Consider the following 18,270-nt stretch of genomic DNA (forward strand, 5'->3'; position numbering starts at 1 on the left):
ATCGCAAGTGCAACTTAAGCGCAACCCAAACGCTTCTTAAGCCGAGCCACATCGCCGACCGACGTCCATGCAACGAGAAAAAATCATCGATAAGCCCTTGAGCAAATTCCCGTATCCGATCCCAAGCCGCGAAGAAATCCTGGGCGTCCTGCGCACGAGTGAAGCGCCGCTTGCCGCGAACGACATCGCCGAAGCCCTGTCGATCAAGCGCCAGGAGCGCGAAGGATTTTTCAAGCGGCTGGGCGCCATGGAGCGCGACGGCCAGATCCGGCTCGATCAGCGCAATCTCTACCAGCTGACCCATCCGTCCAACTTTGTCGCGGGCCGCGTACAGGGCCATCGCGACGGCTACGGTTTTCTCATTCGCGACGACGGCCAGGACGACCTGTTCCTGCCCACCGGCGAGATGCAGAAGGTCATGCACAACGATCGCGTGCTGGCGCGCATCGTCGGCTACGACCGCCGCGGCAGGCCGGAAGGGCACATCGTCGAAGTCACTGATCGCGCCAACAAGCGGGTGATCGGCCGGCTGCTCAACGAGAACGGCGCATTGATCGTGGCGCCCGAAGACAAGCGCATCGGTCACGATATCCTGATCGCGCAGAACACCAAGAAGGCCAAGGTCGGCCAGGTGGTGGTGGTCGAACTGACCGATTTCCCGAGCCGTCATTCGCAGCCGCTCGGCCGCGTGGTGGAAGTGCTCGGCGATATCGACGACCCCGGCATGGAAATCGAAATCGCGGTGCGCAAGTACGGTGTGCCGCATGAATTCAGCCAGGCCGCGCTCGACGAAGCCGCCAAGCTTCCGGACGAAGTACGCCCGGCCGACGCGCGTCATCGCATCGATCTGCGCGATGTGCCGCTCGTCACGATCGACGGTGAAGATGCCCGCGACTTCGACGACGCGGTCTACTGCGAACCGGTTCAGGTCGGCCGCGGCGAAGGCTTCCGCCTGATCGTCGCGATCGCGGACGTCTCGCACTATGTGCATCCGCAGAGCGGGCTCGACGCCGATGCGCTCGAGCGCAGCACCTCGGTGTACTTCCCGCGCCGCGTGATTCCCATGCTGCCGGAAAAGCTGTCGAACGGACTGTGTTCGCTGAATCCGCACGTCGATCGTTGCGTGCTGGTGTGCGACATGATCGTCACCACCCGTGGCGAAGTGAAGGCGTATCAGTTCTATCCGGGCGTCATCAACTCGGCCGCGCGCCTGACCTACACGGAAGTGGCGGCGGTGCTCAAGAACACCAAGGGCCCGGAGGCGGCGCGCCGCGCGGCGTTGCTGCCGCAACTGCAGAATCTGTACGGCGTCTACAAGTCGCTGTTCGCCGCGCGCCAGAAGCGCGGTGCGATCGACTTCGATACGACCGAGACGTACATCGTCTGCAATGCGCAGGGCAAGATCGAACAGATCATTCCGCGCACCCGCAACGACGCACACAAGCTGATTGAGGAATGCATGCTGGCCGCGAATGTCTGCGCGGCCGACTTCCTCAAGCGCAACAAGCACCCGGGGCTGTTCCGCGTGCACGCGGGGCCGACTGCCGAGAAGCTCGAGAATCTGCGTACCTTCCTGCGCGGCATGGGCCTTACGCTGGCCGGCGGCGACAAGCCGCACGCCAGCGACTACGCCGCGCTGATGGCGCAGATCCGCGATCGGCCGGACGCGCAGATGCTGCAGACCATGCTGCTGCGCTCGATGCAACAGGCCGTCTATAGTCCGGACAACATCGGCCACTTCGGTCTCGCATACGAGGCGTATGCGCACTTCACGAGTCCGATCCGCCGCTATCCCGACCTGCTTACGCACCGCGCGATCTACGCGATTCTGCAAGGCCGCAAGTATCAGCCGGAGCCGCCGCAGGGCGTCGAGTTGAATACGGCGCTGTCGCCGCGCGCCCGCGCGATGCAGCAGGCCGACGACGAAAAGCGCGGCCGCCAGCGTGGCAACAACGTGGCGATCTGGGAAGAGCTCGGTCTGCACTGCTCGGCCAACGAGCGCCGCGCCGACGAAGCCTCGCGCGACGTCGAAGCCTGGCTCAAGTGCTACTTCATGCGCGACAAGCTCGGCGAAGAGTACGGCGGCATGGTTAACGGCGTGACGTCGTTCGGCATTTTTGTGCAGCTCGACTCGCTCTTCATCGAAGGCCTCGTGCACGTTACCGAACTGGGCTCGGACTACTTCCAGTACGACGAAATCAAGAACGAGCTGCGCGGCGAGCGCACCGGCATTCGCTACCGCCTGTCGGATCGCGTGCGGGTGCAGGTGAGCCGCGTCGATCTCGACGCGCGCAAGATCGACTTCCGCCTCGTGCGCGATACGCCGATCAAGCCGCCCACGGGCCGACCGGCGCTTGCCGACAAAGCTTCAAGCGAAAGCGGCGGGGCGCGCGTGCGTTCGTTGCCGCCGGTGGACGGCGGGGCAGGCGGCGCCGCGGCGGGCGCGGGTGGCCGGCGCAAGAAGGCTGCGCCGGCACAAACCGCGGCCGTCAAGGAAGCGCGCGCGGCACGCGGCGCGGCGAAGAAGCACGGCGGCGCGGCGGCCAAGGCGGCCTCGAAACCGCAGGCCCGCAAGAAGCGCTGAAGTCGCCTGGCGGCTTGAACCGCGCGCATCGGGTACGTGCCAACGTATCGGGTGCGCGCGGTCTTCGTTTCATCGCAATCAATCCGGGTATCGAAGCAGATACGCCGGCAATGCAGTAAGCAGACTCGTATTCATCACCGTAGCGCGTATTCCAGGGCGCGCTCAATCAAAGGTTTTCAGTCATGTCACGTCTCAAGGTTCTATACGGTTTCCACGCAGTGACCGCGCGTATGCGGCACGACGCGTCGTCGGTCGAAGAGGTTTATTACGACGCTACGCGCAAAGACCGGCGCATGACCGAATTCCTGCATGCGGCGAAAGAGGCCGGTGTGCGTCTGATCGCTGCCGACGAAACGCGTTTGTGGGGGCTCGCGCATACCGAGCGTCACCAGGGCGTGGTCGCGCGTGCGGGCGACATGCCGCTTGCGCAGAATCTGGCCGAACTGCTCGACGGTATCAATGGTTCGCCGTTGATTCTGGTGCTGGACGGCGTGACCGATCCGCACAATCTCGGCGCCTGCCTGCGTGTGGCCGATGCGGCCGGCGCGCACGCGGTGATCGCGCCGCGCGACCGCGCGGTGGGTTTGAACGCGACCGCGGCAAAGGTGGCGAGTGGCGCAGCCGACACCGTGCCGTACATCACCGTGACGAATCTGGCGCGCGCGCTGCGTGAGTTGAAGGACGCGGGGGTGTGGGTGGTCGGCACTGCCGGCGAAGCCACCAAGAGCCTCTACGAGACCGAGCTCGACGGTCCGGTCGCGCTGGTGATGGGCGCCGAAGGCGAGGGCATGCGGCGCCTCACGCGCGATACCTGCGACGTGGTCATGCAGATTCCGATGGCGGGTACGGTCGAAAGCCTGAATGTTTCGGTGGCGAGCGGCGTGTGTCTGTTCGAAGCCGTGCGGCAGCGTTCGGTGAAGAAGTAAGCGCCAATAAGCGAAAACCGGCGACCGCTCCCGACTCCGGTAAACTTGTCGTTTTTTACGCTCGCCAGCATTCCCCATGACTCAAGACGAACTCAAGCAACTGGTCGGCCAGGCCGCCGCCGACTATGTGAACGCCAACGTGCCGGAGGGCTCCGTGATCGGCGTCGGCACCGGCTCCACCGCGAACTGTTTCATCGACGCGCTGGCCGCCAGCAAAACCCGTTATCGCGGCGCGGTGTCGAGCTCGCTCGCCACCACCGCGCGTTTGCAAGCGCACGGTTTCAAGGTGCTCGATCTCAACGAAATCGATTCGCTGCCGGTGTATGTGGACGGCGCCGATGAGATCGACCACGGCGGCGCGATGATCAAGGGCGGCGGCGGCGCGCTGACGCGCGAGAAGATCGTCGCCTCGGTGTCGGATGTATTCGTTTGCATCGCCGACGCGAGCAAGCTGGTCGACACGCTCGGCAACTTCCCGCTGCCGATCGAAGTCGTGCCGATGGCGCGCACGGCGATCGGCCGCCGAGTGACGGCGCTCGGCGGCGTGCCGGTGGTGCGCGTGACCAAAGAGGGCGTGCCGTTCATCACCGATAACGGCAACGAGATCATCGACGTCAAGGGTCTGCGCATCAGCGACCCGCGCACGCTGGAAATGCACATCAATGCATGGCCGGGCGTAGTGACGGTGGGCCTGTTCGCGGGCCGCGGCGCCAATCTGTGCATGCTCGGCACGGACACCGGCGTCGAGACGATCGACTACAACAAGAACTGAGCACGGCGCTTCCGCCAGCCGTTTTGTCGTCGGTTTTATCGTCTTACGCGAGCCCGCCGCAGCGGGCTCGCTCTCCCTCCCTTGCGCATCCCCCCAGTTCACAATAAGCGAATCGCGAAGCGCGGCGATTCGCCGACTGTCGCGCGTCGAATGTGGGCATACGCACGCACAGTCGGTGATCTGGCACATACACTCGTCGATATGGCCGTTGGGCGTTTATCTACAGGTGGGAAGATCATGAGAGTGGCGATCGTGCACGACTGGCTCGTCGCGCCCGGCGGCGCTGAAAGGGTGCTCGAGCAGATCATTGCGTGTTTTCCCGATGCTGATCTCTTTAGTCTCGTCGATTTTCTCGAAGACCGCCGGTTTCTGGGCGGCAAACCCGTTACGACGTCGTTCATTCAGAGTCTGCCGTTTGCACGGCGGCGCCATCGCGCGTATTTGCCGCTGATTCCGCTGGCGATCGGGCAGTTCGATCTTTCGGATTACGACCTGATCGTCTCGAGTTCGCCGCTGGCTGCCAGGGGCATATTGACAGGCCCCGCTCAGATACACGTGAGCTACGTGCATTCGCCAATGCGCTACGCGTGGGATCTGCAACATGAATACCTGCGCGAAGCGAATCTGACGCGCGGGCCGAAATCATGGATCGTGCGGGCATGGTTCCATTATCTGCGCGGATGGGATTCGCATTCGGCGAACAGCGCCGATCGTCTGATCGCAAGCTCGCGTTTGGTGGCGCGCCATGTGATGAAAACCTGCCGGCGCGACGCAGCGGTGATTCCGCCTCCGGTCGACGTGCACAGGTTCGAACCGCGCATGCAAAAGGAAGACTTCTACCTGAGCGTCTCGCGGATGGTGCCTGACAAGCGCATCGAACTGATCGTCGAAACCTTCAACGCAACACCGCACCGCAAGCTGGTCGTGATCGGAGACGGGCCGGAGATGGGGGCGATTCGCACCAAGGCCGGTTCGAACGTGACGATTCTCGGCGCGCAGCCGTCCGAGGTTGTCGAAGATCACCTGCAACGCGCGCGCGCCTTCGTTCTCGCCGCCGAAGAGGACTTCGGCACCGTCGCGCTCGATGCGCAGGCGTGCGGCACGCCGGTCATTGCATTCGGCAAGGGCGAAGCACTCGAGACCGTGGTGCCGCTCGGCGATATGCGTCCTACCGGCGTGTACTTCGCCTGCCAGACGGTCGCGTCGCTGCTCGGCGCGATTAACCGCTTCGAGCGGCACAGCGGGCGGATTACGCCGGCGGCATGCCGCGCGAATGCAGAGCGGTTTTCCACGACGGTATTCCGCCGCGCCTTCATGGCCGAAGTGACCCGCACGATCGCGACATCGGGCGGGCGGACGCGAATAGCGGGCGAGCGGCTCGAGCACGATCTGGCAACCCGGGATATCGCATGGCCAGGCTAGCGCCTGCCAGGGCGCGGCCGGAGATGCTCGCAGAAGCGAATAAATAGCTGTTCTATATAAAGCAACATCCGGGGGCGCGCAGTGCGCTGTTGACGTGGTATGCGCTGGCGCAGGCTTGCCTCGCATATGGCTATAACGACCTGAAGAAAACGCTCGCGGGCGTGGACTGCGTGCCGCCGCCAGACACTGTATTCGAGGTGGGCGGCAAGCGGTTCTGGATTATCGCGGCGATTCACTACAACAGGCAGTCGTGGTTCGTTCGTCATGTGTTGACGCATGCGGAATCCGACCTTTGGACGAGGAAGAATTTAAATTCATGAATGCCGATCGCCTTCCGGGAACCTTTCCCGACATCGCTCAAACCTGGGCCACACTGCAAGCCCAGTTGCCGATCACGCCTATTCGTAATGAGCAGGATTATCAGACGATGGCGCGGCTCGCCAGCGCACTCGCCGATCACCTGAACGGTAGCGGGGAAAATCCGCTAACCGATCTGTTTGCGATCGTCAACGATCTGATCGAAAACTGGGAAGCGAGCAACGTGACGATCCCGAAAGCGGAGCCGCGCGAGGTGCTGCGGCATCTGCTGGAGACGCACGGACTCAAGCAGAAGGATCTGATCGGTATCGCATCACCCACGGTGGTGAGCGATATCCTCGCGGGCCGGCGCGCCATCAGCAAAAAGGTGGCGAAGGCGCTGGCGCTGCGTTTTCATACTGACGTCAGCGCGTTTCTATAAGCACGCCGCAGCGCACAGCCCCGTGCTGAGCGCTGTGACCGTGTCTAGCGCATCGCCGCCCGCCACGCTCCGCGCATCGCGCGCAAACCGACTCGCCATTTGCGAAGCGCGAGCGCCATGCCGCCAACCTCGAATACTTGCGACAAGGCGCGCAGAAACCCCGGATCGGCACGCTCGCCGATCAGCGTCGAATACACGATGAACGCCCAACGGCCGGGGGGCGTCAGGTATTCGCACATGATGAGCCGGAGGTTGAATGACGCGTTATAGAAGGCGGCGTCGTTAAACGCGAGGCGCGGGCTTTCGTGGTACGCGCGGGCGGGGAAGTGCTCCACTAGCAGCGACGGGTCGTAAATCAGGGTCCAGCCGCGCCGTTCTATTTTCAGACTGAAGGCCATCTCGCAGTGAACCTGCGCGCCGGTGCCGCGCAAGCGCCTGTCAAAGCGCAGCGTGCCGATCGCGTCGCGGCGAAACGCCATGTTGACGCCCTTGAGCACCTGGACTTTGCGCGCCGCGCCGCAACCGATATGGTGATTTCCAATGGCCCGGCCATACCAGCGCACGAGGCCCACCGGCGGTTGCCGTCCCTGCGCAATGCCATTGCACCCATGCACGATATCGCGTCCGCCCAGGCCGCCGAGCGCCGGGTCGCTTTCGAACGCCCGGGCGATTCGCGCGATCCAGTCGGAATGCGGCGCGGCATCGTCGCCGGTGAAGCAGAGCACGTCGCCGAGAGCGCTTTCGATGCCGAGATTGTAGGCCGCGACCACGCCCGGCTTGCGGACCAGCATGATCCAGCGGCGCGGGTCGGGCCGGTTCACTTCGCATGTGCGCAGCCAGTCGAGCGTTGCGTAGTCGTTATGGCGCGCGATCACGATCACTTCGTCGGCGCGGCGCTCCTGGGCGTCAAGTGCCGCGAGGCAGCGTGCGAGGTCGGCGGTGCGCCGGTAGGTCGGCACGATCACGGAGACTTTCACGCACGGCTCCCGCGGCAGCGTGCTCAGAAGGCATTGCGGCCGACGAAACCTTTGAAGATCGTGATGAACACGATTTTCATGTCGAACCAGAACGACCAGTTATGGATGTAGAAGAGGTCGAACTTGACGCGCGCCTCCATCTTCTCGACTTTGGTGGTGGCGCCGCGATAGCCGTTCACCTGGGCCCAGCCGGTAATGCCCGGCTTGATCCGGTAGCGGTGCATATAGCCGTACACCTGATCCTTGTAGAGATCGTCGTGTTCCACCGCATGGGGACGTGGACCGACCACCGACATCTGGCCGAGCAGCACATTCAGAAATTGCGGCAGTTCGTCGAGACTGGTGCGACGCATGAAGCCGCCGAGCTTCGTCACACGGGTGTCGTTGCGCGTGGCCTGCGTGAGCTGGCCGTGGGCTTCGTGGTGCACGGTCATCGAACGGAACTTGTAGATCGCAAACGGCTGGCCGTCCACCCCCTTGCGGATCTGCCGGAAGAACACCGGCCCCGGCGAGCTCAGCTTGATGCCGATCGCGAGCACGAAGAACACCGGCGCGAGCGCCAGCAGCGCGGCTGCCGCGAACAGGCGGTCGAAGATCAGTTTGGGCCACATCTGCGGCGACGAGACGGGTGTCGCGCTCAGATTGAGCGTCGGTAAGCCGACGACATCGACCAGCGCGTGATTGAAAAGCGAGAGGCTGCGTACATCGGGAATGAAGCGCAGGTTCACGAAATCATGCCTGAAAATGCGCGTGAAACGATAGATCGTATGTTCTTCCGAAAGCGGTAAGGCGAGCCACACTTCGTTCACGCGCTCTTCGCGCACCCTGGTGGCGAACGCATTCAGGTCGGTCAGCACCGGCAGGCGATTCAGCCGCCCGCCGCGCGTGCCGGCCGGGTGGATGCCGGTGTCGCTGCTGGCGCTGGTGTCGAACATGCAGACCGGTTTGAAGCCGGCTTGCGGCGCATGGTCGAGGTGCGCGAGCAAGGTACGCGAGAAGCCGGGCGCCCCGACGATCGCGACCGTGCGGAAGTTCATCCCCCGTCGGCGCACGCTGCGCAACGCTACATGCACGAGACACTTGGTGAGGATGATCAGCGCGCCGGAGATCAGCGTCGAGTAACCGAACCACAGCCGCGAAACCGCATCCATGCGGTGCAAGGTGAACGCCAGCACCAGAGCGGTGGCGACCACCACCAGCCACGCGGCGGCCACTCTCAGCAGCATCGCAGGCAGCGCCTTGCCGCGCCACGGTTCGTAGACGCCGAAGCCGGGAAACATCAGCAAGACGAGCACACAGTTAAAGGCGATCAGGAGGCGCTCCGTGTCCGATAACGCAATCGGCGTCGAAAAACGCAACCAATGAGCGATCAGCCCGCCCGCAATCACGAAGAGTGCGTCGAGAAATCGCGCAGTATTCCTGAACATAGTGATCTACCCTGTGATCGAACGATGCAGCCTTGGGGGGCTGCTTACTCGACGGTTTCGGCCTGGCGCAGGCGTGGCAGCAGACGGTCGAATTCGCGTTTGACGAGGCCGTAGCATTCGCAGGCGCGCGCCTCGAGACCCTTGCGGTCGAGTATCTTGATATGACCGCGGCTGTGATGAATCAGCCCTTCGTCGTGCAACTTGCCGGCCGCTTCGGTGATGCCTTCGCGGCGCACGCCGAGCATGTCGGCGATCAGTTGCTGGGTGACCGTCAGGTCGTTCGATGCCACGCGATCCACTTCGATCAGCAACCAGCGGCACAATTGCTTGTTCAACGCGTGGTGGCGATTGCAGGCCGCGGTCTGCGCAACTTGCGTGAGCAGGGCGTGCATATACAGCAGCATCAGGCGGCGCAGGAAATCGGAGCGTGCGAATTGCTGCTTGAGGGCCTGCGCGCTCATCCGGTAGGCGAAGCCGGCGCATTGCACCTGCACGCGGTTCGGCATGGTTTCGCCGCCGGTGAGCACCGGCACGCCGGTCATGCCTTCGCGGCCGACCGCGGCGATTTCGACCGAGCTGCCGTCTTCCATCGTCGAGAGCATCGAGATGATTGCGGTGGTCGGAAAGTAGACGTGATGGATGCGTTGACCTGAATCGCACAGCAGTTGTTCGGTACGCAGATGAACCAGTTCGAGATGAGGGGCAAGCGCTTGCCATTCGTGGGACGGCAACGCGCCGAGCAAATGGTTACCGTGCAGATCTGATTGAAGTGTCAACATGATCGGTCCTCGCTGAAGCCACGCGCTGCGTGGTTTCGTGTCTTTGATCCGATGCCTGCATCCCTGAATTGACTACGTGCTGCCTGGCGAGCAGCGAAGGGATAAACAGGAACGGCCCCGTATTGGCCTGACGCGTCACCGCCATTCTTGTGAATCACGTTGCGGTGACAGTGCTGCGCTTCTCCTTTAGCGAGGAGTGTGCCAAGCGTAGGGAAAACCAGTGCTGGTGCGGCGCAGCGAAAAAAGTCTTAGCGGTGCGCGAAGCCAAATGCGGTTTTTTGTTTCAATTCTGCACAACGCCGATTTAACGGGCGGTTCCGTCGAAAGGTATTTTTATTCGAGCCAAGTCATTGATCGGATTGAGTTAGCGGTTGATGAGCAGCGCTTTGCCGCAGGTATCGTGGCGCCGCAATCGCCTTTGCAGGTGCGTTTCTGGGGGCCGTCCGGGGTGTGTCGGAATTGATTCAGATGTGTTCTATACGCTGCGTGCGGAGTAGTACGAAGTGTCTTTCCCGAGGCCGGAAATCCGTAGATCAACCCGTTGTGATTCCGCTGACCAGACAGATAAATTCGCGCAGCGCGAGGTTTTACGCGCTTCGCGAGGTGATAGCTAGTGCAGGGACGACATTCAACCGTAGAAGGTGGCGGATATCGCATTGATCGCGCGAACTTCACCGGCGGGTGCCGCGCATGTTGCGTCTGCTTTAAACATCGCGTTCGATGCGTGTGCAACCAGTTTCTCGACGGGCAGGAGCGGCACGGTGTGAGCACGGTTCGGCGGTAGATAAAACCAGTCCTGCGCGGCGCGGTAATTCGCGTCAATGATATGAACGAAGCGCGCAAAGCGCTGCGCTTCAATGACCAGTTGCCAGCCGTCGGCGGTGCGCTCGGGGCGTACCGTCAGGCCCAGGTCGTGACGAACGTCCGCGCGCCGTTCCGGCAGATGAATCGCTTCTGAAACGATCCGGCCGCTTGCCGTGTCGCGCAGTGTCGCAATCGTTACGTCGTGGGCGCGCGGCCCAAAACGGTAGGCGTGCGTGAAATCGAAGAACTGGCCGAGGCATTCCCCCGCGCCGATTCGCTGCGAGCTGTGCGGCGGCAGTTCGACCGTGCGGCTGGCCGAGACCACCTTGACGCTGCCGTCGCGCAGGCAGGCCAGTTCCAGTTGCGCGAGCAGTGGCTCCGCGCGCTCGTTCAGCAGATGAATATCGAGGCCGTTGAGACCCTCGTCGGTCAGCAGCAGCTGGATGGGTTGCAGCGCCCGCGCGAGCCCGTGCAGGGCGCTTTTAGGCCGTCCTGTGGCGTCGATCAAGCCCCAGCCCGCGCCGGCTCGCAGATCCTGAAGCTGCCAGACCAACGCGCCGCCGCAGCTCGAACCGGTGCGCCGCCATTCGACGAACACGTCGCTCATCAACTCGGCGACCACGGCGCGCGACAGATCCAGATAGCGTTCGGGGTCTTCGTAACGCAAGCGCGCCGGCTCGACACCGTAAAGCGTCTGAAGATAATGGTCGCGTACGTCGTCGAAATCCCAGCCGGCGCCGGGGTCGCGCGGTACGGCCGCTTTCCAGCGCGGATCGTGCGGGTGGATCGTGCCCAGCGCGTCGCGCAAGGTGGCGTCGTCCGGCACGTTGGCGAAGGCGAGACATTCGGCGGCGAAACGGACCTGCGAGCGGCGTGCGTCGTCGAGCGGGCGTTGATAGGCGCCCACGCCGTAGTAGTGCGTAATGCCTTCATTAGTGGAAAACGGCCACGCACCGCCCGAGGGCGAATTGCTGACATACGGTACATCCGACCGCTCGCGCGCCACGATGGCGGGTAGCTGTTCGGTAAAAAGTGGTTGCGCACGCATCGAATCGGGCAGGCCGAACATGGCCGCCTGCTGGTCGACTTCACTGCCCCCGCACAGCACCGCAAGCGACGCGAAGCGCCGTGTGCGGGTCAGAAATTGCGTCGCTTCGCGTTCGATGGACGCGCTGAAGGCGGCGTCGTTCGGGTAGTCGAAATTCGCCAGCGCGAAGTCTTGCCAGATCAGCAGCCCATACTCGTCGGCAAGCGCGTAGAAGAGATCGGACTCGTACACCATCGTGCCGCCGACCCGCAGCATGTTCATCCCGGCATCGCGCGCGAGTGCGAACGCATGGCGCAGCTGCGCCTCGCTGCCGCTCAGCGTAACGAGATCGGCGCTGGTCCAGCAGGCTCCCCGGCAAAACACCGGCATGTCATTGACGCGCAATACAAAGCCTGTACCCTGCGCGCCGCGATCGACGTCGATGCTGCGAAAACCGATCGATCCCAGTGAGTGGGATATCGATCCGGGTATGGTGTGGCTGATCGAGCCGGATATCGCGCGCTCGTCATCAAGCTGCAACGTCAGAGGATATAGAGTCGCTTCGCCGTGCGTGTGTGGCCACCAGCGTTTGGCACGCGGTACGCGCACGCTGCCGGTCAGTGTATATGCATCGCTCCATTGCAAAGACGAAACATGGTCACCGCAATTCAACGAGGCAGTGCACGCGTCGGCGTCATGCGGATGCACGAAACGTAACGTGAGCGATACAACGCCGTCGCCGTCTTCGATGCGGCTGCTCAGATCGAGTGTGTCGAATGCGTGCGGCGCGTCGCTCAGGATTTCAATGGGCCGCCATGGACCGACTGCCTGCACCGCCGGACACCATCCGGGCATGTGGCCGAGCAGGGTGGTGCGCACGTTGCGCAAGGTGGGCGGCGTGACGAGCCGCGGCCGCCAGCGGGCGCGCGAACGTTTGGCCGCGAGCGCCGGCGTCAGCGAGCGAAAGCACAATGCGAGTGTCGCGCTGCCGTGCAGTTCGATCTCGAGATCGTGCGCGATAAACATCGAATCGGAGTCGAGGCGCCTGCTGCCGTCGAGCCAGACTTCGGCGAGCGAGGCGAGGCCCGAGAAACGCAGGCGGCGTGTGCCCGTGCCGGTCAGCGTGAGCCGGTACCAGTGATCGTCGAAAGCAAGCGGCGGCGGATTCGCGATGTCCAGCAAACCGGCGGCACGGCGCGCGCTCGCCACCGTGCCGGGCACTTGCGCGGCGAGCCAGCCCTGCGTGGGCAAATCAGCGGGTGATGCACATGCACCGGCCGGCGTGCTGACACACTGCCAGCCTGTGTCGAGTGGTTGCGGCCAGAGGTCCGGACTCGTCACAGCACGAGTGCGGCGAGCGGGGGCAGCGTCTTTTCATAGGCGCTTTCGAGCACGTCGAAGCAGTCTTCACACGAATCGCGACGCCTACGCGCGATGGCCCGCACAAGCCGGAACTGCATCACCATCGACTCCGACGCGATCCGCTGCGCCGCTGCCGGGATCGACTCCGGCACATCGAAGCCTTGCGCGGCCAGCCACGTCAGATACTTCGAGAGAAACTCGAAGTTCGCGCCGAGCTGCCGCATCAGGTTGAATGAATAGGGATGGAAGAACGCCTCGCCGCGTTCGAGCAGCATGTCGAGATGCGCGGGAAAGGCCTCGCGCCACTGCGAGATCGGATTGACCAGCGGCCGCCGCGCCAGATGGGCGCACAGCAATTCCGCCGATGCTTCGACAAGGGCGGTGCCTTCCAGCGCGGGTCGAACCTGCTTGGCGAATTCGACATACGGAAACAGCAGATCCGCTTGCTGCGCGAACTGTGGCAGCTTGCGAAATACGCCGTCGTAGTCTTCGCCGTCGAGCAGGTGATAGCCGGTATTGTGGAAATAGCCGAGGCGCCGTGCCGCGGGATCGATGAAGTCGATCCCGATCGTGGTTTTCGGATGCTCGCGCCGATACGACGTGGCTCGTGTATTAGGCAGGTAATAACCGTCCACTTCCACCAGCACCGTATGGCCGCGCAGCGTCTGCGCGTGCACGCGGGCTTCGAGGGAGTCGTAGATCGCCAGTTCCTGCACCTGGGTGCCATATAGGCGCTCGAGGTCGTCGAGCGGGAATTTGAAGAAGGTGAACTGATCGCCCTCGAAGTCCTGCGTGACCGTAAAGCCGAATGCCGCGCGCGGATCGAGCCCGAAGCCGTGCAGCAATTCGATCCACAGATCGACGTAGCAGTTGGTCTCCTGCCACACCCGCTCGCCTTGATGCAGCGCGTGCGGGGCGTGCTGCCGCAACGGAGCCGCGGCCGCTGTGGATGCTGTGGGTGCGGCCGTGCCGCCGAGAGGCGGCAGATCGAGCCGGCGGGACATTGGGAAGGCCGCCTGACCTTCCTTTGGCGTAGGGACCGGGGATGGATTCATACGCGCTCTCCGGCATCGTGCGACGCCGTGGAGGCCGCCTGCATGGCTTGCATGCCTTGCGCGACGCGCGCCTCGGTGTCTCCCCATAGCAGCGCGCGCACGTCGTCCGGCCATGCGGTGACGTCGAGCCCGTGGTGACGGAACAGGGCGAGCGTGATGCGCTCCATGCCGAAGCCGACGCAACCGGTGTGCGCGACCGTACCGTCTTCGCAGGCGATCTTCCAGATCGCGCCGAAGTGGTCCATGTGATAGTTGAACGAGAGGCACGCGGTCTTGCTGTCGGCGTTCGCCACCGGAATCAGCAGTTCGAACTTGAGCGCCTGGGCGCGCTGGCTATCGGCGACGATCTTGCCGCCGCGGCCGAAGAACGGGTCGTTGGCGAGATCCACGTCGACCGGCAGTTGCAGCAGCGTAATCAGCAGCGAACCGCGTTCGATCCACATCTGCCGGAATGCCATCACCTGTTCGGCGTTGCCCAGACGCACGTATTCGCGTTGCCGGAACATCTGCATGCGACCCGGATCGAGCGACGGTTCGTGGCGGAAGCAATACGACAGCACGTCGATGGTGCGGCCCCCGGCAGGCAGCGGGCCGCGCCGCGCCATGACCGGATAGATCGGATAGCAGGCGGCCGGCGTGAGTACCACGCGGGTCGGTTGCTGTTGTTCCATCCATTCTTCGCTGCGCTCGTCGTCGCGCTCGTCCATGGCCTTATCGAGCGCGCGCAGCAGGCGCTGATGCCCCATGTCGTTGCCGCAGAACGAATGGATCGTGCCGGCGAGGTTGGGAAAGCTCTTCAGATATTCGCTGTCCTCGAAATCGGTGCGGCGCATGGCGGGCGGAAAGCGCAGTACCTCCGGCTGCTGGTCGGCGCCGAGATGCGTGATTGCCACGTTCAGGCGCTCCACCACGTCCTCGAAAATCTGGCTGCGGCCGTACAGGCCGTTTTCGCCGGTATCGATCAACAGGCCGGCGGCCAGCAATTCGTCGCGGAAAGTCGGCGCCGCGGGTTGCCGGGCGGCAGCGGCCGTCTCAACCGCCAGCGCTGCGGTGTCGGTCATCGTGTTCATGTCAGGCTCTCCCCGGAGCGGCAGGACGTTGCGCGAGCAGCAGGCTCGCCGTATTCTGCGCGATACGGTCGTTGTTGATCATTAGCGGTGCGGAGTAGAGGTCGCGCAAATGCCGCCCCACGCTGTATTCCGTGCCGTTCTTGTAGCCCGCCATGCCGCAGATCATCAGCACTTCCTGAACGACCTGCAGGGCGGTGTTCGAAACGCTGGTCTTCAGCGTGTTCATGTCGGAGGCGAAGCCGAGCATCGCCGAAAGCGGCGCATCGGCCTGGCAGCCGCCATGCCGCGCGTGATGGGCGGCTCGCGCCGCGTCGAAGGCAACCGACAGGCGTGCCTGCATCATCTGCAGCAGGCCGACCGCTTCGGCGAGGCGCAAACCGGCCGGTGGGATCGAGCCCGGTTTCGCGCGGGCCTGGGCGCGGAAGAAAGCTTTCGCGCGATTCACCGCGTCGCTGGCCACGCCGGTCCATACCGAGGCCCACAGCGTGTGCGAGACCGGCAGCATGGTCTGATCGGCGATATCGGCGAAGGGGGTGGGCAGGATCTGCTCGGCGAGCCCCGTGGCGACGAGCCGGAAGCCCTCGCTGCAAGTACCGCGCATGCCCATCGAATCCCAGCCGCCGCGCTTTTCCAGTTGTGTTTCTGCGCGTAACGCGACGATCAGCACCTGGTCGGCCGCGGCCGATTCGGCGGTGCGCCGGGCGGTGACCAGAATGCCGTCGGCGTGGGCGCCGTACGAGATCGTCGGCGCCAGTTTTTCAACGCGAAAGCGCTGCTGGCCGGGCTCTCCGTCGAGCTCGACCGAGCAGGCGCTGGTGCGCATATTGCCGCCGATGGTTTCTTCAGACGTAGCCGAAGCCAGCAGCCATTGATGTTCCGCCAGTTGCGCGAGCAACTGCCGTTGCCACGCCGACTCGCTGCCGTGCGCCTCGATGCAGGCGACCTGGATCTGATGCATCGCATACACCATCGCAGTGGAGGCACATCCCTGCGCGAGTATTTCGCAGATCGCGCCGACATCCGCGAGCGAAAGTCCGGCGCCGCCGAACGTGGCCGGCACCATCGCCGATAAAAGACGTTCGCGTTTGAGCGCCTCGAAAGCTTCATGGGGAAAGCGCGCTTCGCGATCCACCGCATCGGCGAACTGCGCGGCCACGGCGGCGCAGCGCTGCGCCGCGGCGCGCCAGCCAGGCTCGGTTTCCACCGCGCTCAGCACGACACCCGCAGCGGCGGGTTGCACCGCGGCGGACTGCGCGAGTGGCGCCGTCACCGTGGGTGTGTCCGGCAGCGGGGCGTTCATGCTGCCGCCTGCGCCTGTTGCAGCTCGGTGATCGCGGCGGCCATCGAATCGATGCTTGAGAACAACCGGCGCGTCAGCATCCGGTCTGGGATTTCAATGCCGAATTCATCTTCGATAGCCAGCATCAGATGCACGGTCGCGAGCGAGGACAGACCTGCGGCGTAGAGATCGGCGTCATCGGCCAGGGTGTCTGGCGAGACGTCGAGACGGGCTGATTCGGAAAGGATGCGGCGCAGTGCTGTTTTCATCTTGGGGTGTCCCCTTGTAGGTGAGCAGTCTTTCGAACGGTGCTGACGTGAAACGAACGGATGTCGCCGTTCTGGTCCCGACGTTTCGTATTTAAGGATCGGCAAAGCCCAGCGTCAGTGCGATGCCGCACGGAAACGCGTGTTTCGCGGACGTACCGTGTAGGCCTGAGTACAGGCAACTACAGGCCGGCGTGTCGGGTCAGGCCGTCGGGGGCGGCGCGTGATGCCGTCCTCGCTGAACGTATTTACCGCTGGGGAAAGTGATGAACTGGAAAACGCTGGATTTCGAGCAGTTATCCGCACGCGAGTTGTATCTGATCCTGCGGGCACGCAGCGCGGTCTTCGTGGTCGAGCAGTCGCATGTCTGTCTGGATGCCGATGGCCGCGACGAAAGCGCGCTGCACATCTTCGCGGTCGAGGATATGGCACGGCCCATGCCGATTCTGGCCTATGCACGCTTGCAACCCGGCGACGCCGAAGATCCCGAAATCACCATCGACAAGGTGCTGACAAGCCCGCTGCGGCGCGGCGACGGCACCGCGGAACTATTGCTCGAACGGGTGCTGCAGGCGATCGCCGAGCGCTGGCCGGGACACGCCGCGCGTGTGAGCGCGCCAGTCGGGCTGCGCGGTTTCTACGAGCAATTCGGCTTTCGCAAGACGGAGGGGCCGTATCTCGATCACGGCGTGCCGTTCATCGGTCTGACGCGCCAGTTGCGCGGCAAGCAGCCGCTCTTTGCCACGCGGCGCCGCGAGCGCGACGGCGCGGCGTTCGTCAACACGTTCGAGCTCCTGTAATGGCGCGCGTGCTGAGCGCGCCTTCCACGCAGATGGGACGCATGGCGCCACAAACCCCGCAATCGCGAGGTTCGGCGGAAGGCTTCGATATATACAGGAATCCTGATGAGGAGAGGGTGCCGTGTGCGGACCCGGCATGCGCAAACGCGGGCGCTTCGGGCGCGGCGGACCAGAACGTGTCGAGCTTCGACGAGCGCCGTTTTCGTCATGCGCTAGGGCGGTTTGCAACCGGCGTCGTGGTGATTTCGGCCGGCAGCGGCGACGGCATGCATGCGATGACCGCCAACGCCTTCATGTCCGGGTCGCTCAGGCCGCCGTTGATCGTCGTATCGGTCGGGCACCGCGCCCGCATGCACGAGCGTTTGATGAACAGCGCGATGTTCGGCGTGAGCGTGCTGTCCGATGCGCAGGAGCGTCACAGCCGGCACTTCTCCGGCGAACCGCAGAGCCGGTTTGCGCCGCGCTTTGCCCAGGTGGAAGGCTTGCCGGAGGTGGTGCTGCTTGAACACGCGGCAGCCCGTTTCGCGGCGCGCGTGGTGGACCGGCATCCGTGCGGCGATCACACGCTCTTTGTCGGCGAGGTGCTGGTGTTCTCGCTCGACGAACATGCACCGCTGATCTTCTTTGGCGGGCGCTATGCGTCGATGGCGACACCGCTTTGAGACTCCGCCCGCCTCGCCGCGTGTCATGCCGGCCACCGCATCGCTCCCCGCGCCTGGTTGCTGTAGCGGCGTGTTCGGCGCGCTTCCTTTCAATTCGCCCTCGTTCATTGCGTTCCATGGCCGACGATATTCGGCGTCTGACCGGCGGTCCCGTCCGGCCCGGTTTTCTGTACCTGTCCGGGTCCGTTCAAAGTATGACGATCAGACAATTCGGTCCATTACGTGCGTCTTCGCACTATGCAAATTTTCCAACGCAGGCACGCTTGAGACGCAAGCTTATGGCCCGTCAAAACATGCGGCGTTACAAGGACGAAACAAT

17 protein-coding genes are annotated in these 18,270 nt (G+C 63.7%); 9 read left to right on the plus strand and 8 right to left on the minus strand.

The features are described from left to right. Positions 1 to 67 precede the first annotated feature (67 nt). From rnr to HWX91_RS19905, 6 genes are all read left to right on the plus strand, one after another. Positions 68 to 2,584, plus strand: coding sequence for a ribonuclease R (gene rnr, locus HWX91_RS19880; protein WP_030102819.1), 2,517 nt, complete (start codon positions 68 to 70; stop codon positions 2,582 to 2,584). 182 nt (positions 2,585 to 2,766) lie between these two features. Further along, complete coding sequence (rlmB, locus tag HWX91_RS19885) at positions 2,767 to 3,510, plus strand: 23S rRNA (guanosine(2251)-2'-O)-methyltransferase RlmB (protein ID WP_028198144.1); 744 nt, start codon at positions 2,767 to 2,769, stop codon at positions 3,508 to 3,510. A gap of 76 nt (positions 3,511 to 3,586) precedes the next feature. Continuing rightward, positions 3,587 to 4,282, plus strand: a complete 696-nt coding sequence (gene rpiA, locus HWX91_RS19890) for a ribose-5-phosphate isomerase RpiA (protein WP_028198145.1) — start codon at positions 3,587 to 3,589, stop codon at positions 4,280 to 4,282. A gap of 237 nt (positions 4,283 to 4,519) precedes the next feature. Then, positions 4,520 to 5,704, plus strand: coding sequence for a glycosyltransferase (locus tag HWX91_RS19895; protein ID WP_028198146.1), 1,185 nt, complete (start codon positions 4,520 to 4,522; stop codon positions 5,702 to 5,704). An 89-nt stretch (positions 5,705 to 5,793) separates the two neighbouring features. Beyond that, positions 5,794 to 6,024 (plus strand): type II toxin-antitoxin system HigB family toxin, encoded by a 231-nt coding sequence (locus tag HWX91_RS19900; RefSeq protein WP_244144107.1) that lies wholly within the window; start codon positions 5,794 to 5,796, stop codon positions 6,022 to 6,024. After that, positions 6,021 to 6,443: a helix-turn-helix domain-containing protein gene (locus tag HWX91_RS19905; protein WP_028198148.1), complete on the plus strand. Its 423-nt coding sequence runs from the start codon at positions 6,021 to 6,023 to the stop codon at positions 6,441 to 6,443. Before HWX91_RS19900 ends, HWX91_RS19905 begins: the two co-directional genes overlap by 4 nt. 44 nt (positions 6,444 to 6,487) lie before the next feature. Here HWX91_RS19905 and HWX91_RS19910 read toward each other — a convergent pair whose 3' ends face one another. From HWX91_RS19910 to HWX91_RS19920, 3 genes are read right to left on the minus strand one after another with little or no spacing between them, the layout of a single operon-like run. Continuing rightward, positions 6,488 to 7,438, minus strand: a complete 951-nt coding sequence (locus HWX91_RS19910; protein WP_028198149.1) for a glycosyltransferase family 2 protein — start codon at positions 7,436 to 7,438, stop codon at positions 6,488 to 6,490. Between the two features lie 5 nt (positions 7,439 to 7,443). Then, positions 7,444 to 8,847, minus strand: a complete 1,404-nt coding sequence (locus tag HWX91_RS19915; protein ID WP_028198150.1) for an undecaprenyl-phosphate glucose phosphotransferase — start codon at positions 8,845 to 8,847, stop codon at positions 7,444 to 7,446. A gap of 44 nt (positions 8,848 to 8,891) precedes the next feature. Then, the gene (locus HWX91_RS19920) at positions 8,892 to 9,626 is read right to left on the minus strand and encodes a Crp/Fnr family transcriptional regulator (RefSeq protein ID WP_028198151.1); all 735 of its coding nucleotides are present in this window, start codon (positions 9,624 to 9,626) and stop codon (positions 8,892 to 8,894) included. A 220-nt stretch (positions 9,627 to 9,846) separates the two neighbouring features. On the opposite strand from HWX91_RS19920, the gene HWX91_RS19925 reads away from it, so the two are divergent. Next, the gene (locus HWX91_RS19925; protein WP_127837927.1) at positions 9,847 to 10,089 is read left to right on the plus strand and encodes a hypothetical protein; all 243 of its coding nucleotides are present in this window, start codon (positions 9,847 to 9,849) and stop codon (positions 10,087 to 10,089) included. Between the two features lie 165 nt (positions 10,090 to 10,254). On the opposite strand, the gene HWX91_RS19930 is transcribed toward HWX91_RS19925, so the two are convergent. From HWX91_RS19930 to HWX91_RS19950, 5 genes are read right to left on the minus strand one after another with little or no spacing between them, the layout of a single operon-like run. Then, entirely contained in the window at positions 10,255 to 12,798 is a 2,544-nt protein-coding gene (locus tag HWX91_RS19930) for a glycosyl hydrolase 2 galactose-binding domain-containing protein (RefSeq protein WP_052660780.1), read from the minus strand. After that, positions 12,795 to 13,874, minus strand: a complete 1,080-nt coding sequence (locus tag HWX91_RS19935) for a DUF1839 family protein (protein WP_028198152.1) — start codon at positions 13,872 to 13,874, stop codon at positions 12,795 to 12,797. Before HWX91_RS19935 ends, HWX91_RS19930 begins: the two co-directional genes overlap by 4 nt. Beyond that, positions 13,871 to 14,944: an amino acid--[acyl-carrier-protein] ligase gene (locus tag HWX91_RS19940; protein ID WP_028198153.1), complete on the minus strand. Its 1,074-nt coding sequence runs from the start codon at positions 14,942 to 14,944 to the stop codon at positions 13,871 to 13,873. Before HWX91_RS19940 ends, HWX91_RS19935 begins: the two co-directional genes overlap by 4 nt. Before the next feature lies 1 nt (position 14,945). Next, on the minus strand, positions 14,946 to 16,244 hold the full coding sequence (locus HWX91_RS19945) for an acyl-CoA dehydrogenase family protein (protein ID WP_028198154.1): 1,299 nt from the start codon (positions 16,242 to 16,244) through the stop codon (positions 14,946 to 14,948). After that, a complete protein-coding gene (locus HWX91_RS19950) occupies positions 16,241 to 16,492 on the minus strand; it encodes an acyl carrier protein (protein WP_028198155.1) in 252 nt (83 codons plus the stop codon). The genes HWX91_RS19945 and HWX91_RS19950 overlap by 4 nt, the downstream gene beginning before the upstream one ends. A 263-nt stretch (positions 16,493 to 16,755) precedes the next feature. Here HWX91_RS19950 and HWX91_RS19955 point away from each other — a divergent pair, with 263 nt between their 5' ends. Both HWX91_RS19955 and HWX91_RS19960 read left to right on the plus strand, forming a co-directional pair. Further along, complete coding sequence (locus HWX91_RS19955) at positions 16,756 to 17,289, plus strand: GNAT family N-acetyltransferase (RefSeq protein WP_028198156.1); 534 nt, start codon at positions 16,756 to 16,758, stop codon at positions 17,287 to 17,289. After that, on the plus strand, positions 17,289 to 17,951 hold the full coding sequence (locus HWX91_RS19960) for a flavin reductase family protein (RefSeq protein ID WP_244144108.1): 663 nt from the start codon (positions 17,289 to 17,291) through the stop codon (positions 17,949 to 17,951). Before HWX91_RS19955 ends, HWX91_RS19960 begins: the two co-directional genes overlap by 1 nt. Positions 17,952 to 18,270 lie beyond the last annotated feature (319 nt).

Source organism: Paraburkholderia fungorum (genome assembly GCF_902833645.1).
Lineage (GTDB): Bacteria > Pseudomonadota > Gammaproteobacteria > Burkholderiales > Burkholderiaceae > Paraburkholderia > Paraburkholderia fungorum.